The sequence below is a fragment of the Sorangiineae bacterium MSr11367 genome (assembly GCA_037157805.1).
Classification (GTDB): Bacteria; Myxococcota_A; Polyangia; order Polyangiales; family Polyangiaceae; genus Pendulispora; species Pendulispora rubella.
Map to the genome: position 1 here is coordinate 9,515,670 of CP089983.1, position 15,341 is coordinate 9,531,010.

Below are 15,341 nucleotides of genomic sequence, written 5' to 3' on the forward strand. Positions count from 1 at the left end.
GTGAACGGATCGTCCCTTGTCGCGAGGGGGCTGCAGAAGACCTTCGGGGCCACACGCGCATTGCGCGGCGTGGACCTGGAGGTTCGTAGCGGGGAAATTCATGCCCTGATGGGTGAGAACGGGGCCGGAAAATCGACCCTGATGAGCATCCTTTCGGGCGCGGCGACGCCGGACACGGGCTCGATGGAGCTCGGCGGCGCGCCGTATCGGCCCAGCGGACCGCGTGAGGCGCGGCAAGCGGGCGTGCTGCTCGTGCACCAGGAGCTTTCGCTCTGCGGGCACATGACGGTGGGTGAAAATGTGATGCTCGGCATCGAGCCCGCGAGCTACGGCTTTCTGCGGCGCAGCGAGATGCGCGAGAAGGCCGAGAAGGCGCTGAAAGCGGTCACCGGAAAAGAGGGGACCATTTCGCTCGATGCGCGCGCGGCGGATCTTTCGCCAGCCGATCGGCAATTGGTGGAGATTGCGCGCGCGCTGGCGGTGCCCGGGTGCCGCATTCTTTTGCTCGACGAGCCCACGAGCTCCCTGGCCGCGGGCGACGTGGACCGGTTGTTCGTGCTCTTGCGCGAGCTGAAACAGCGTTCGCTCTCCATCGTCTACATTTCGCACTTCTTGGAGGAGATCCTCCGCGTATGCGACGTGTACACGGTGCTGCGCGACGGGCAGGTCGCCGAGAAGGGCACCATCGCGGAGACCACGGCGAAGAAGCTGGTCCTCGCCATGAGCGGCAACGCGAGCAACGCGGGGACGTCCCCCGTCGAGGCCGCCCTCCTTGTGCGCAGCGAGGAAGAGGACACCGAGAAGGCGCCGGTGCTGGTGGTGGAGAACGCCGCCGGGGTGAAGAAGCCGTCGTCGGCCTCGCTCACGGTGCATCGCGGTGAGGTGGTGGGCATTGCGGGGCTCTTGGGCGCGGGGCGCACCGAGCTTTTGCGCATGATCTTCGGGCTCGATCCGGTGGCGAAAGGCACCATCCAGGTGGCGAGCCAGGGCGGATCGGCCTCGCCGGCGAAGCGCATCGCTCAGGGCGTGGGCTTCTTGAGCGAGGACCGCAAAGGCGAAGGGCTCTTGCTCAGCATGAGCATCGCGGACAACCTCACGATGTCGCGGCTCTCGGGCTTGGGACCCGCGGGGTTCGTCAAAGACGGGCAGCAGCGGGATAGCGCGAAGAAGTGGACGGACATGCTCGCGGTGAAGATGCGCGACGTGGGCCAGAAGGTGCGCGATCTTTCGGGGGGCAACCAGCAGAAGGTGGCGCTGGCGCGCCTGCTTCACCAGGAGGCCGATCTGTTCTTGCTCGACGAACCGACCCGCGGGGTCGACATCAACAGCAAGACGCAGATCGAACGTCACATTCGTGCGCTCGCGGCCTCGGGGAAAGCGGTGCTCGTGGTGTCGAGCCACCTTCCTGATTTGCTTTCCATTTGCGATCGCATCGGCGTGATGTACCGCGGTCGCCTCGGTGAGATCCGTCCGGCATCGGCGTGGACGGAGCATGCGCTCTTGGCTGCGGCCACGGGTGCCGAAGGAAATACATGACGACGATGTCCAAAGGTTTGTCCCTTCCGAAACTTCGTGCAGCGTGGATCGGTCCGCTGCTGGCGGTGGTGCTGCTCTTCGGGTTGTTCGCCGCCCTGGCGCACGAGACATTCCCCACGACGAACACGGTCGTCACGATGCTGCGGCAAACGACGGTGGTGGGCATCGCCGCCGTCGGCATGACCATGATCATCGTGCTCGGCGGCATCGATCTCTCCGTGGGCTCGGCCGTCGCGCTCACCACGGTGGCCATTGCCTTGATGTTGCGCGGAGGCCACGGGGCGTTCGTGTCGGCCTTGGCCGGCATCGCCGCCGCCACGTTGTGCGGCGCCATCAATGGAGCCCTGGTGGGCTACATGAAGTTCGTCCCGTTCATCGCCACGTTGGGCACGATGAGTCTTCTGCGCGGGCTCTGCAAAGGCATGGCGAGCGAGCAGAAGATCGACGCCGAGCCGCACGGCCTGGAGACACTGCTCGCACCATTGCCCGATGGCCGCGAGTGGATGCTCTTGCCCACGGGCGTGTGGATCACCGTCCTTTTGGCGGTGGGGGTGGCGTTCCTATTGCGGACGACCCAGGCAGGACGCTACGTGTTCGCCGTCGGCTCGAGCGAACCGGCCGCGCGCCTTTGCGGCATCAACGTGCCACGGGTGAAGTTCGGTGTGTTCGCACTGGCCGGCGTGCTCGTCGGGTGGGCCGGCGTGCTCGAGTTCTCACGCCTCACCGTGGGCGATCCCACCGACTCCGTGGGCCTCGAGCTCGATGTCATCGCCGCGGTGGTCATCGGCGGCGGCTCGCTGTCCGGCGGTGAGGGCTCGGTGCTCGGGTCCGTGCTGGGCGCCTTGTTGATGACGATCATCAAGACGGGCTGCACCCACGTGGGGTTACCCAATTGGGTTCAGGAGATCCTGACGGGCATCATCATCGTGGTGGCTGTGGGGCTGGATCGGATCCGGCATCGCCAGGGGGACTGACGGGACTAGGCCAAAGCCCGCTGAGGGCGAGTGGAATGGCGTCGAAGGGTTCGGCGTGCACTTCCTCGTTGCCCTCGTAAGTCTCCACGAGAACCCACCGCTCGCGCTCGAGGCGGTACACCTCGAGGGTCTGCGAGGATGGACTCAGAAGCCATACGTGGCCGACGCCTTCGCGGCGATAGATGCGCATCTTCTTCCCGCGATCGATGCGCTCCGTCGACGGGGAAATGACCTCGCAGACCCAATCGGGACGGATGAGCATGCCCGCCGGTGCGCCCTCTGCCAACGCGGCGCCTGGCAACCGGTCACGATGCCAACCGGCAATGTCGGGGATGACCTTGTCGGGCTTAGGGCCCAGATGAAGCTCCGGCTCGATGAGGAAGGTCCATCCCCCCGGACCTCGCGGTCCGCCTCGGTCGAACGGGCCATGCAGATCCCCCAAAAGATTCGTGGTGGATCTCGCATGGGCCGGGCGTGGGCGGCTCATCGTGAACAGCTCGCCATCGAGGATCTCGGCCACCATGTACTCCGGGGCGGCGGCGAACGCCGCCTCGACCTCCGGATCGTTTGGCGCGGTAGGATCGTAAGGACGAGACGGACGCCCGCGGTTCATCCCGCAAGCTTACCACCGGCGGCGGCTTGCGCCGCTTCGGTGGGGGAGCTCGCGGAAGCGCGGCGATCCGTGCCCTCCCATTTGGCCTTGGAGGTGCGGCGGTCGACGAAGTTGCGGACGAGGGAGAGGACCAGATCGCGTGTGGCCGCCAAGGTGGGGATCTCGGGGGTGAGGCGGACCACGCGCTCGTGGAGTTTGCGACCTGGGAGCGGGCGCACTTCGGGGGCGAGGGTCACGAGGCGGGCGGCGGCGGCGCTTGCGTCGTGGACGCGCACGAGGACCTCGGGGGCGAGGTAAGGGCCGTCGCCGGCGCAAGGCCAGGTGGCCCCGATTTCGATGCCGATGACGCCGGGCATCGAGGTCCGCGGAAGAACGAGCAGGCGCAGCTCGTCGTGGGCTTCGCTGCCCAGTGGGTGGCGCGCCCAGGGGACGACACGGAATCCGTCGCTCGCAGCCTTGAGGGCATGCTTCTTCATCGCGCCGAAGAGCGACTTGAGCCACGCCGCGGAGGCGTGCGGCACCGGCGGCGGAAGCTGCGCGCGTGTGCCGGTGAAGAACAACGGCACCAGGACCAAGGCATCGAGCAGCACGGTGTAGCTGGCGGCGCGCCCCGCGAATCGCTCGACGAGGAACGCACCGCCCGCCGCGAGCCCGAGGGCCATCGCAAAGGTGATGCGCCCTTTGCGGGTCGAGCCGTCGAAAGCGTCGCCGGCACGCGAGACGGCGGCGAACGCCTCGCGCTCGCGCACCATCGACCAGCTGCCCGGCCCGCGCGGACGCAAGGTCACGCGCGGCGCGCGGTAGGCGATGGCAAAGATGGAGCACGCGAGAAAGATACCGCCCCACGTGGCATACCCGCCGAGCTGCATCGCTGCGCACGCGGCCATGAAGACGCCCGCCGCGACGGTGCGGAGGGCACGCGAGAGCGGCAGGAGCGGTCGCTCGATCGTCTGCTCGCGTACGAAAAGCTCCGAGGTGCGCTCGGCCTTCTTCGCGAAGACGAAGGCAAAGGCCAGCGCCACCAGCGCGACGAACGCCACCCGTGCGCTTTCGTGGAGGCGATCCGCCACGGGTGCCGCCGGCGTGGACGGAGGACGGAGATCTTGCGAGTGCGCCGCGGGAAACGCCTTCGGATCGACGCGCGCCCCCCATGTCACACGCTCGCCGCGTGCCACGTGCAGGCGTACGATTTCCAGCTCGTCGCGATCCGCGGACCGGCGCAACGTCGACACGATGCCATCACCAGCCGCCCCTACCCCAGCGCCCGGCGCGTCGGGACGCCAAGCACGCGGCTCGGTGGGCGCCGCCGGCAGATCGAAGACCACGCGTTCTCCATCGATGCCCTCGGAAAGCGAAGGCGACGTCCATGCGATGCGCCACAGCGCGAGATCTTTCGTGATGGCGTTCGCGGCCACCAAGTCGACGTGGTAGCGCAACTTGATCACGTAGATGCCGCGGCGTAGGCCCCGCTTTTCCATCACATCGACGCGAATGGACGCATCCTTCGCATCACCCGACGGCGGCTGCAACGTCACCAGGCCTGGCACCGTATGCCCGTCCTCCGCGGTGATGGTCGCCTGCTGCGACTCGAGGACGGCCGTCGAGTCGATGCCATTGAGATCGACGCTCGAAAGCGAGCCCGCGATGACCCGGTAGGTAACCGCGTGCTCGAACTGCGCGACCCCGGCCTCGTCGATGCGCGCGTGGATGTCGTATCCCGTAGGGTGTGCCTCGCGGTACGCCGCCGAAGCGCCCGACGCCGGTAGCGAAAGAGCCAGCATCGCGATCGCAATCGTTAAATAAGGAGACACACCCGACATATCCCACACGTACTCACATGCGCCGTGTGGGGCAAGAAACCGGCAGATCTATCGCCCCGATTGCGTCACGACGGAGACGATGTCCTGCACCGCGGCCTTGGGCAGCTTCAGGGTCGCCACGAACGAGCCCGCGCTTCCATCTTTCCCCGGCTGCGCGAGCCACGTGAACGGAATGGCCGCGCCACCGTGCGCGGGCGCATTGCCCAAGGGGCGCAGCGGATCGCGATCGGGCAGCTTCTTGTCCGAAACGTAGGAAAGCGGGCTATCCGTCACGAAGCCACGCGTCGTGATGAAGCCTCCGGCGTTGGTCTTGGCGCGTTTGAGCTCGTCCAATCCCTCACGCGTCTCGAGCGTAGGCCCCGAAGCGAAGACGCCGCCGAGCATCTTGGCTGCGAGCGCATCGTCGATGCCGAAGCCCATCACGGTGCGGTTGGCCTCGGGCGTGAGGAAGATGTGCATCTTCACCGGCTTGCCCTGCACCTTCGCTTTGGCCTCTTTGGCAGCAGGCTTTTTCGTCTCCGCGGGCTTCTTCGCCACGTCCAGAGGCTCGGGCAACTCGTGAACCACGGTGAGCTCGTAGTGCACCGTGCCCTTCGGCAGGGTGGCGGTGCGGGGCGAGGTCGTCGCCTTCAAGGTTGGCGCGGCCAGGCCGTGGTTCTCTTCCTTGAGCCACCTCACGATGCCGGGACGCGCCAACGCCGCCCCCAACTCTTTCACGACGCCCGACACCTTGGCGATGGGTTCCTCGACGGAAAACAGCGACCAGCCCGCGAGCTGCTCGGCCACGGCACGCCGCATCTCGTTCTGATCCTTGGCCCCCTTCTTCCCGGCCTTGGCGTCCTCGCGGTTGGACTTCGCCGCGGCGACGGCCTTCTGCTCGCCCTCCACGTCGAGCCCCTTGGCGAACACGCCGGGCGCGAGAAAGAGCGCCGTCGTATGCGACACCGCATCCTTGAGGAGCTTCTTGTCGGCCTCCGGAACGGAGGACTTCGCCAGCTGCTTCGCGATGGCATCGAGCGTCAGATCGCGCGCATGCGACACGTCCTTCTCGTCGATGGCGCCGTGGAACAGCGCCACGTCGGAGGATGCCGGCATGCGCCAGAATGACGGCGGCGGCGCGCCCGCACGTTCCGGATGGCTCACCGCGAGGCGCGTGGTCAGCGACTCGTGTCCTTTGAAGCTCGCGGTCAACGTCGCGTCGGCGCCGGGTTCGGCCAGTTTCCCATCGAGCTCGAGGCGATCCAAATCGATGGCAAAGTCGACGAAGTCGCCCAGCGCGGCGTGCGCCAATTCCGACCCCGGGTTGTCGGTCTTCCGCACGCCGAGCACCTGACCCATGATGGTCGGGATCAAGGTTCGCCCTTGCGTCAGCATCGGGCGGAACGGCTCGGGGGTCACTTCGACGTGGACGTCGGAGGCGTACTTCGCGCGAGGACTCGTGCGCGAGAGGTACGGTCCCAGGAGGTCGAGCGCGGTCGCCGAGGTCCCGCACACGAGGCGAAACGGCGCATCGACCGAAGGGAAAATCGCGCACTCGCGGCGGTCCTCGTCCTCCGCCGCACCTTTCGGCTCGAGGCGAATGATGCCCGCCTGCGCGGGCTTCAAGGTGAAGGCCTTCTCGAGGACCGGCTTGGCCTCGTCGAGCGGACGCAGGGCCACCGAGAGCGCGTACCCCGGGCCCGACGCGGCCTTTTTCGGATCGGTGGCGACGGCGAAGTCCACCGGCCGCCCGAGATCCGCGGCACTGGAAACGGCGGCACTGGCCACGAGCTCGGTAACGACGTCGGCCGGGAGGGGCGCCCCCGTCCAACCGCCCACGACTTGCAAGACGTCGGCCGGCTTTTGCACGCGTCCGAAGGCAAGCAAGGTGGCGGGCGCCGGGACCGCGCTCACGTCCGGCGGCGGAGGGGGCTCGGGGGCCTTCTCGACGGGCTTCGGCGGCGCTGGCTCCGGGGTCGCGCCACCACATGCCAGCGATGCCACCGGCAGACACACGAGAATAGGCCAAGCAAGGCGGGCGGGGCGCGACCGAGGATTCATGGTCTGTCCATACCGGCATATTGCGGGCGCGCTTTCAATCTAGTTCCGCGCCCGCCCCCATGCTTAAGGAAGCCCATGAGCGGTCTCAATCCGGCCCAGAAAGCGGCCGTGGAGCATCAAAATGGCCCGCTTCTCGTCCTCGCGGGCGCCGGGTCTGGGAAAACGCGTGTGATCACGCAGCGCATCGTGCGCCTTTTGGAGCGCGGCATCCCCGCGAGCGCCATCGTCGCGTTGACCTTCACGAACAAGGCCGCCGGCGAAATGGGCGAGCGCATTCACAAACTTCTCGAAGGGCGCAAGAGCGCGGCCAAAGGGCTGACCATCTCGACGTTCCACTCCTTCGGGCTGAATGTGCTCACGCGCGAGAAGCGCGCGCAGAATACGGCCTTCACGATCTTCGATCAGGGCGACGCCGTCGGCACGGTCAAAGAGATTTTGCGGCAAGTCGACGCGGGAAAGCGCTTCGACGTGGCGGCCATCATGTCGCGCATCTCCAATGCGAAGAACGCGTTCTTGCTGCCCGAGGAGCTGCCCGACGACGGCATGGACCCGTACGCGGAGATCACGAAAATCGTTTACCCGCGCTACCAGGCGGCGCTTCGCAATTTCTCCGCGTTCGACTTCGACGATCTCGTTTGCGAGGTCGTGCGTCTGTGGCAGGCCCGCCCCGACGTGCTCGCACGCTGGCAAGAGAAGGCGCGCTACCTGCTCGTCGACGAGTACCAGGACACGAACCGCGCGCAGTTCATGATGCTGCGCCTCCTCGCGGAACCGTACCGCAACATCTGCGTCGTCGGTGACGACGACCAGGCCATCTACGGCTGGCGCGGCGCAGACGTGCGAAACATCCTCGAGTTCGAGGACCAGTTCAGCGGTGCGCAGGTCGTCAAGCTCGAAGAGAACTACCGTTCGAAGCAGACGATCCTCGACGTGGCCAACGCGGTCATCTCCAAGCGCGTGGACGTGCGCCACAAGAAGCACCTGTTCAGCAGCCGGCTGAGCGACGACAAGATTACGATCGCCGTCGCGCCGTCGCCGGATGCCGAGGCAGCGTATACGGTGCGCGAGATACAGCGCTGGATCCGCGACGAGGGAAAACAGCCGAAGGATTGCGCGGTGCTCTACCGGTCCAACGGCCAGGCCAAGGTGATCGAGGAGTGCCTGCGCACGGAGGGCATTGCGTACCGCATCGTGGGCGGGCAGCAATTCTTCGAGCGCAAGGAAGTGAAGGACCTCCTTTCGTACTTGAAGCTGACCTTGAATCGCTCGGACGAGATCAGCTTGCGGCGCATCATGAATTATCCGGCGCGCGGCATCGGCGACACCAGCGTGGAGCGGCTCGCGCTGCACGCGAAGGCCAAGGGCTGGACGCTGTGGGAGGCCATCGAGCGGGTGGATGCACTGGACGACGTCTCGGAGCAGGCGCGCCAGGGGTGCAAGTCGCTCGAGAAGATCGTCGCGGAGACGCGCAAGATGATCCTGGTGGAGCAGACGCCGGCCAGTGCGGTGGCGCGTGCGCTGTGCGAGCGCATCGGCTTGAAGCGCGACATCGAGGCGAGCTCGCCGACGCCGAACGCTGCGGCCAAGCGATGGGGCAACGTCGAAGGGCTGTTCAATACGCTGGCGCGCCGCGAAGCGAAGGGCGGCATGGAGCAGGCGCGGGACATCTCGAACTTTCTGCACGCGCTCACGTTGGACTTCGGTTCGGACGAGGAGACGCAGGGCAACGCGGTCACTCTGTCGACGTTGCATGGCTCGAAGGGGCTCGAGTTCGACATCGTGCATCTGCTCGGCTGCGAGGAAGGCTTTTTGCCGCACCAGCGCACGCTGGAGGAGCGGGCGACGGATGCTCCGACATTCGCCGAGGATGGCGGCGGTTCGTCGAAGGCGGCCGACATCGAGGAAGAGCGTCGCCTCTTTTACGTGGGTGTGACGCGCGCCCGCGACGTGCTCGTTCTCTCACGCTGCAAGGCGCGTGCGATGCGCGGCAAGCCGGTTCCGCGCACGCCGAGTCGCTTCCTCATGGACATTCCGCCGGAGCGTTTCGTCGAAATCGAGGTGCGCGACGAGCCGGCCATGTCGACCAACGCGGGTCTGGAGAAGGCCAACGCGCTGCTCGCGATGCTCGAGGGTCTCGGCGGGTAACAGTCCGGGCTGGGCCGGAAACCGGGCTGCCGTTTGGTTCCCTTTTCGGAGGGATAACGGGGGTCGGGGGGTGTCCGGGGACGGGGGCGAGGTTGTCCGGGACAGGTGGGGGCTGCGCGGATTGGGCCATTTCTCCGTGGGTGCGGGTTGGCCCGCGATTGGCAATGCGTCGGGTCAGACCTTGGAGCGCGGTGCGCCGGACGCCGCGCTCGCAAGGTCGCAGATCAGGATGATGGGTTGCCGCAAGGTAAGAGCGGGAGGCAACAGCCCTCCGCGTGCCCGAAAAGGCAGGGAACCAACGCCCAAGGGCGTCCAGCTATCGGGAACAACACGTGGGGCGGTGACGGGACGTGCTGCGGGCGCGGACCGGTGGCCGTAACCTCGTTGGGGAAGCAGCAAGAACTGCTCGTATCCACCGGGATTTTCCTACCCTCATTTTTGTCTGGCAGAGAGAAAGCCAGAAGAAGCACGTGTGAGGTTGCGCGGAACGCGCGATCACGCCGCCGTTTGTCGCCCCCTCCCTATCCGGGGGCCCGTTTTTTTGCCGTGCGCGATCCCGTCACGCTTGGCGCCGAGAAGGGGCGCCCCCTCTAGTCGCCGAAGATTTCGCGCTCGAGCAGGCCCGGGGCGACGGTGCCGCGGGTGAGGACCTCGGTGTGGAACGCCTTGAGCGAGAAGCGTGCACCGTCGCGGGCGCGCATGCGCTCGCGAATGGCGAAGATGCGCTCGCGGCCAATCAAGTAGGAGAGCGGCTGCGTCGGTGACTCCGTGTAGCGTTTGACCTCGTTTTGGGCGAGGGCGCGCTCGAGGTGCACCTCGTCGGTGAGGATCTTCACCGCGCCTTCGTAGGTCATCCCGCGCGTGTGCAAACCGACGTCGATGATGACGCGCGCCGCACGGACGAGGGTCCACACGAGCTGCATCAGACGCTCCTCGTCAGTGTAGTACCCGAGCTCCGCCATGAGCTCCTCCGAGTAGAGGCCCCAACCCTCGGCGAAAATACTCGGACCGGTCACTTTGCGGATGATCGACGGGTGCAGCCTCGAAAACGACAGCTGCAAGTGATGGCCGGGGTACGCCTCGTGCACCGCCGTGTCGACTTGGTCGCCATGATCGTTCTCGCGGAGCCACTCCTCCTGACGCTTCTTCGGCCAGTGCGCCTCGGCCGGTGTCACGTAGAAAAAGCCCTTGGCACCCGGCGGATCGAAAGGCGGGGGGATGTCGTAGGCGGCTTGCGTGGTGTTGCGCTTGAAGGTCGGCGTCTCGATCACCTCGAGCGCCTCGCCCTCGGGAAACGGAACGACGTCCTTGTCGACGAGGAATTTGCGCGCGCGGGCCACCTCGCGGCGGTACGACGGCAGCAGGTCGGCCATCGTCGGGTGGTGGCCCTTCACGCGGGCGACGACGTCGCTCCATTTCTTGGCCGACGGGTCGATGCGGCGCGCCGTCTCGGTCAGCTTTTGTTGCGTCTCGTCGAAGAGGCGCTTTCCGATAGCGTAAATTTGATCCGAGTCCTCGTTGAGGAAGTAGTCCTCGTGCGTGAGAAACTCGAACAGAGCTTTGCCCGCGGCGAATTGCCCATTCGAGCGCGGCAGCAGGTCCTTTTTGAGCCACCCTACATACCCCGCATACGCATCCTTCGCCGCGCGAACCGCCGCGTTGATGCGCACCTTTTCGCCGGGCAGCTCTTTCAGGATCAGCGCCGCCTGCTCGTCGAGAAAGCTCTTCGCCCCCTCCGCCGACTCGATGCCAATCTGCGTGGCGATGCGCGAGGGATTTTTCAAGTTGACCTTGGCCGCCGCCACCGCCTGCGGAAGCTTCTCGATGCGCCCCAGCGCCGAGCGCGCGCGCTCGGGACCAGGGGCGAAGTCGCGCGCCATGACGAAGAAGATCGCGGTGAGCGGCTCGGTGTAGAAGTCGGGCCGCGTCTCGTGCGGGCGAAGAGCCTCGGTGCGCTTGATGTCGACGGTAAGGGCGTGCTCCAGGATCGCCAAATCCGTGAAACTCCCGCGCGAGGCGCGAGGCTTGGACGAAAAGCGCTGCATCAACGCGTCGAGCATCGCGCGCTCCTTCGCCACGACGCGATCGATCCCCTCACGGGAGCGATCGTTGAGCTCCGCATCGCGCGAGTGCAACCCGAGCGACGTCGCCGTCTCGGGCCACTCTTCGACCACGAGGTCCACGTACTTCTTCCCGTAGGCGGCGATGTCCGCGTCGTCGGCGGTGTCCGAGCCGGCGGCGCCCGCATCCGCCACCGTAACGGGCTTCTCGGCTTCCACCGCCGGCGCGGCCTTCGCCACCGTCGGCGGGGCCTCCGCCGAGCCGGATCCACAGGCCGCCACCAAAGCTAGAACGGAGACGCAGGCGAGCGAGGTAAGGCGATTCATAGCGCAGCCATACCCCGCCGCCGCGGGGATCACAAGGTGGCGCGCAGCGCCTTCACGCGGGAATCGTCCGCGTTGGTGAAGTCCGGGTCCACGTAAATGTACGTGCGGCGAATGAGCGCGCCCTCGAACTGGAACACGTCGCAAAAGCGTCCCTCGTTGATTGTGCCGTCCGGCCATTTCGCGCCATCGCGGGTCACGCCTCGCTCCTGCCCTTCCACGACGATGAAGTCGCCAGCATCCGACGCGATGTAGTGCAGCCCCGCGATGTCGTGCTCGAGTTCGGCGATCTGCGCCTCGAAGGCCGCGCGAAAGCGGCGGATGGCATCCTTTCCGCGACCGCGACCGAACTTGGGAAAGAAGAACTCGACGTCGTCGGTGAACAGATCGAAAAGGCGCGGATCGCCTGCGTCCACCCAGCGAAAGTAGTTCTCGACTATCTTGCGCCGCGCCTCGATGTCGGGCAGCACCGCCTCGCGCACGGCAAAGCTGTCCTCCAACATGAGGTACTTCGTGATCAAACCATTGCGCACGGTAAACTCGAAGGTGAACGGGCTCTCGATGACCTTGCCCGTGCTGTTGACGCGCGTCGCGAGCTCGCCCAGCGCGACAGCGTGCTCGCCGTCCACGAGAACGGATCGCACCTCGAAGCGAAGGGACTCGACGCGCTCGCGAAGCCCGCGCACGAAGTCCGCCACCCCGGCGCGCCCGACCTTGCGCCCAATCCACGGCACCCGCGAGGTGTCGCCCGGAATGTTCCAATCGACGTCCTCGCTGAAAAGTGCCGCGATCGCTTCCGGGGGTTGGCGCTCGCGGTAAGCCTGAAAATACCGATTCACGACGCTTCGGGTCACATCCGTCATCTCCGGTCCTCCATTTTTGTAATATCGACTACACAATCCTGGGGACCTTGAAAGCGACCGTCAAGGCATTTACGTATTTGTTGCTACAGAATGGCCGCCACCCGAGGAAGACCGCGCAGTTTCGACCGCGACCGCGCGCTGGCGCAGGCCATGGAAGTCTTTTGGGCCAAGGGATACGAGGGCGCGCAGGTGAGCGATCTCACGGCGGCCATGGGCATCAACCCGCCGAGCTTCTACGCCGCATTCGAATCGAAAGACGCGCTCTTTCGCGAGGCCGTCGAGTTGTACAAAAAGACGGCCGGTGCCGGCACGATGGAGGCGCTCGAGAAGGGGCGCACGGCGCGCGAAGCCATTCGGACCATGTTGATGACCAGCGTCGACATCGCGCTCTCGGCGCCGGGCAAGGCGGGGTGTCTCTTGGTGGTGAGCATCCTGCAGAGCGCGACCGAAAACGGCGGCCTGCAAGAGCACATGGAGGACATTCGCCGCAACACGGTGCGGGCCATCCGACAGCGGCTCGAACGCGGCGTGCGCGAGGGCGACCTTCCCGAGAGCACCGACACGCGGGGACTCAGCGCGTTCTTCGGCACGGTGATCCATGGCCTCTCGCTGCAGGCGCGCGATGGCACCCCGCGAAAGGACCTGCACCGTGCCATCGAGGCCGCGATGGTCGCCTTATAGCTTGGGACGCGGGCGAACCGATTCGTACTGATCGGGCCACGAGAGGTCCATGAAGCCCTGTTCCTCGGCGGCGGCGTACGTCCAGTTGGGGTTGCGCAGGTGCGGGCGGGCAAGCACGCAAAGATCGGCGCGACCGGCGATGAGGATCGTGTTCACTTGGTCGGCGGTGGTGATCGCGCCTACGGTCATCGTGGGAACCTTCGCCTCATTGCGGATCCGGTCGGAGTACGGCGTCTGGTACATGCGGCCGTACACCGGCTGCGCATAAATGGACGTCTGCCCGGTGGACACGTCGACGATGTCCGTTCCCCGCTCCTTGAGCGCACCGCCCAGGACGACGGCCTCATCGCCGGTGAAGCCCTGGTCGTGCCAATCGGTGGCGGAGATGCGCACGCTGAGCGGCTTGTCCTTCGGCCACACGGCGCGTACGGCCTCCACGACCTCGAGCGGGTAGCGCATGCGGTTCTCCAGCGAACCCCCGTAACCGTCTTTGCGCACGTTGGACAGCGGCGAGAGGAAGCTCGAAAGCAGGTAACCGTGCGCCAGGTGCACCTCGAGCAAGTCGAACCCTGCATCTTGCGCCATGAGCGCGGCGCGCACGAAGTCGGCCTTCACACGATCCATGTCCGCGCGGTCCATCGCCTTCGGCACTTGGCTGCGCGGCGTGTAAGGAATGGGCGATGCGCTGAGGATCGGCCAATTGCCCTCGTCGAGCGGCTCGTCCATGCCCTCCCAGAGAAGCTTGGTCGAACCTTTGCGCCCGGCGTGCGCGATCTGCATGCCGATGGCCGCGCGCGAGCGCTGATGCACGAAGTCGACGATGCGCCGCCACGCCGTGACGTGCTCGGGAAGGTACATGCCCGCGCAGCCCGGGGTGATGCGCCCCTCGCGCGAGACGTCGGTCATCTCGGTCATCACCAGGCCTGCGCCGCCCATCGCGCGGCTTCCCAAGTGCACCAAGTGGAAATCGTCCACCAGGCCGTCCTTTGCAGAATACATGCACATGGACGACACGACGACCCGGTTCTGCAAGGTGAGCCCGCGCATCGTAAACGGCGTGAACATGGGCGGCGGCGGAGGATCGCCCGGATCGCGTTCGACGATGTGACAGCGCGCGACGAAGTCCTCCGTGGCGCGCGTGACCAAGCCCGGATCGCGCAGCTTCAAATTGTCGTAGCCGATTCGCTTGCTTCGCGACAGAAGGCTCATGACGAAGGGGAGCGGATCGTGCCCGAGGTAACGCTTGCTGCCCTCGAACCAATGGTAGCTGTCTTGCGCGGCCTTCTGGATGCGCAGCACCATGGTGTAGCGGTCGTTCTCGTAGGCCTCGAGGGCCTCCTCGACGCGCTTGCGCGTGGGGCGATCTTCGTATGCCACCCCCGTTTTCGCCAGCGCAGCGGCCAGGGCCAGGGAGTCCTCCATGGCCATCTTCGTTCCGGAGCCGATGGAGAAGTGCGCCGTGTGCGCGGCGTCGCCCATGAGCACGACCTTGCCGTGCCGCCAGGTGGAGTTCTTCACCGTGACGAAGTTGACCCACATCGAGCGGTTCGTCAGGAGCCGATGCCCGTCGAGGTGCCGCGCGAAGAGCCGCTCCAAGTACGCGATGCTCTCCTCCGTGGAGGCGCGGTCGAGCCCTGCCTTGCGCCACGAGGCCTGATCGCATTCCACGATGAAGGTGCTCGTCGCATCGTCGAAGCGGTATCCGTGCACCTGGAAGAGCCCATCTTCGTTTTCCTCGAAGATGAATTGGAACGCGTCGAACGTCTTCGTGGTGCCGAGCCAAATGTATTTCGACTGCCGCACGTCGAGGTGCGGGCGAAACACGTCGGCATAGCGCGCGCGCACCTTGCTGTTCACACCATCGGCGGCCACCACCAGGTCCGCGTCGCGCACCACGTCGAGCGACTCGAAGTCGTCCACCTCGGTGCGGAAGCGAATCTCGACGCCCAGCGACGTGGCCCGTCGGGCCAAAATGTCGAGCAGCTCACGACGCGCCAGACCGGAAAAGCCGTGACCGCCCGTTCGGATGCAACTGCCACGGTAATGGATGTCAATCGCATCCCAGTGCGCAAAGACCCGCGTGATTTCTTTGTGCGTCTCGCGGTCGCCCAGCTCGAGGTACTCGAGGGTCTCGTCCGAAAAGACGACCCCCCACCCAAAGGTTTCCCCGGGCGCGTTTCGCTCGAGGACCACCACTTCGGACGAGGGGTTGGCCTTCTTCATCAAGATGCCGAAGTAGAGCCCGGCAGGCCCACCCCCGATGCACACGATCTTCATATCGCGTG

At 66.1% G+C, this 15,341-nt stretch carries 10 protein-coding genes; 4 read left to right on the forward strand and 6 right to left on the reverse strand.

Annotated features, from left to right (window positions below):
• Positions 1 to 1,536 carry a sugar ABC transporter ATP-binding protein gene (locus LVJ94_36570; GenBank protein WXB02418.1) on the forward strand — a complete coding sequence of 512 codons (1,536 nt, stop codon included), beginning with the start codon at positions 1 to 3 and terminating at the stop codon, positions 1,534 to 1,536.
• A 5-nt stretch (positions 1,537 to 1,541) separates the two neighbouring features.
• Positions 1,542 to 2,510, forward strand: coding sequence for an ABC transporter permease (locus tag LVJ94_36575; protein ID WXB02419.1), 969 nt, complete (start codon positions 1,542 to 1,544; stop codon positions 2,508 to 2,510).
• Here the strand turns inward: LVJ94_36575 and LVJ94_36580 are convergent.
• The 3 genes from LVJ94_36580 to LVJ94_36590 form a co-directional block, all read right to left on the reverse strand.
• Positions 2,458 to 3,123, reverse strand: coding sequence for a Uma2 family endonuclease (locus LVJ94_36580; GenBank protein ID WXB02420.1), 666 nt, complete (start codon positions 3,121 to 3,123; stop codon positions 2,458 to 2,460). The two genes, LVJ94_36575 and LVJ94_36580, sit on opposite strands and share 53 nt — an antisense overlap.
• Positions 3,120 to 4,904, reverse strand: coding sequence for a hypothetical protein (locus LVJ94_36585; GenBank protein ID WXB02421.1), 1,785 nt, complete (start codon positions 4,902 to 4,904; stop codon positions 3,120 to 3,122). Before LVJ94_36585 ends, LVJ94_36580 begins: the two co-directional genes overlap by 4 nt.
• An 87-nt stretch (positions 4,905 to 4,991) precedes the next feature.
• Positions 4,992 to 6,983 (reverse strand): hypothetical protein, encoded by a 1,992-nt coding sequence (locus LVJ94_36590; GenBank protein WXB02422.1) that lies wholly within the window; start codon positions 6,981 to 6,983, stop codon positions 4,992 to 4,994.
• A gap of 75 nt (positions 6,984 to 7,058) precedes the next feature.
• On the opposite strand from LVJ94_36590, the gene LVJ94_36595 reads away from it, so the two are divergent.
• Positions 7,059 to 9,128: a UvrD-helicase domain-containing protein gene (locus LVJ94_36595; protein WXB02423.1), complete on the forward strand. Its 2,070-nt coding sequence runs from the start codon at positions 7,059 to 7,061 to the stop codon at positions 9,126 to 9,128.
• A 590-nt stretch (positions 9,129 to 9,718) separates the two neighbouring features.
• Here the strand turns inward: LVJ94_36595 and LVJ94_36600 are convergent.
• Positions 9,719 to 11,515 (reverse strand): DUF885 domain-containing protein, encoded by a 1,797-nt coding sequence (locus tag LVJ94_36600; GenBank protein ID WXB02424.1) that lies wholly within the window; start codon positions 11,513 to 11,515, stop codon positions 9,719 to 9,721.
• 29 nt (positions 11,516 to 11,544) lie between these two features.
• Positions 11,545 to 12,375 (reverse strand): nuclear transport factor 2 family protein, encoded by an 831-nt coding sequence (locus LVJ94_36605; protein WXB02425.1) that lies wholly within the window; start codon positions 12,373 to 12,375, stop codon positions 11,545 to 11,547.
• A 90-nt stretch (positions 12,376 to 12,465) separates the two neighbouring features.
• Between LVJ94_36605 and LVJ94_36610 the strand changes: the two genes are divergently transcribed.
• On the forward strand, positions 12,466 to 13,056 hold the full coding sequence (locus LVJ94_36610; protein WXB02426.1) for a TetR/AcrR family transcriptional regulator: 591 nt from the start codon (positions 12,466 to 12,468) through the stop codon (positions 13,054 to 13,056).
• Here LVJ94_36610 and LVJ94_36615 read toward each other — a convergent pair.
• On the reverse strand, positions 13,051 to 15,333 hold the full coding sequence (locus LVJ94_36615; protein ID WXB02427.1) for a bifunctional salicylyl-CoA 5-hydroxylase/oxidoreductase: 2,283 nt from the start codon (positions 15,331 to 15,333) through the stop codon (positions 13,051 to 13,053). The two genes, LVJ94_36610 and LVJ94_36615, sit on opposite strands and share 6 nt — an antisense overlap.
• Positions 15,334 to 15,341: the final 8 nt, after the last annotated feature.

Excerpts from the sequence above, each read along its gene's own strand:
- LVJ94_36575 (WXB02419.1), top strand. The coding sequence starts at position 1,542 with ATGTCCAAAGGTTTGTCCCTTCCGAAACTTCGTGCAGCGTGGATCGGT.
- LVJ94_36580 (WXB02420.1), bottom strand. The coding sequence starts at position 3,123 with ATGAACCGCGGGCGTCCGTCTCGTCCTTACGATCCTACCGCGCCAAAC.
- LVJ94_36585 (WXB02421.1), bottom strand. The coding sequence starts at position 4,904 with ATGCTGGCTCTTTCGCTACCGGCGTCGGGCGCTTCGGCGGCGTACCGC.
- LVJ94_36590 (WXB02422.1), bottom strand. The coding sequence starts at position 6,983 with ATGAATCCTCGGTCGCGCCCCGCCCGCCTTGCTTGGCCTATTCTCGTG.
- LVJ94_36595 (WXB02423.1), top strand. The coding sequence starts at position 7,059 with ATGAGCGGTCTCAATCCGGCCCAGAAAGCGGCCGTGGAGCATCAAAAT.
- LVJ94_36600 (WXB02424.1), bottom strand. The coding sequence starts at position 11,515 with ATGAATCGCCTTACCTCGCTCGCCTGCGTCTCCGTTCTAGCTTTGGTG.
- LVJ94_36605 (WXB02425.1), bottom strand. The coding sequence starts at position 12,375 with ATGACGGATGTGACCCGAAGCGTCGTGAATCGGTATTTTCAGGCTTAC.
- LVJ94_36610 (WXB02426.1), top strand. The coding sequence starts at position 12,466 with ATGGCCGCCACCCGAGGAAGACCGCGCAGTTTCGACCGCGACCGCGCG.
- LVJ94_36615 (WXB02427.1), bottom strand. The coding sequence starts at position 15,333 with ATGAAGATCGTGTGCATCGGGGGTGGGCCTGCCGGGCTCTACTTCGGC.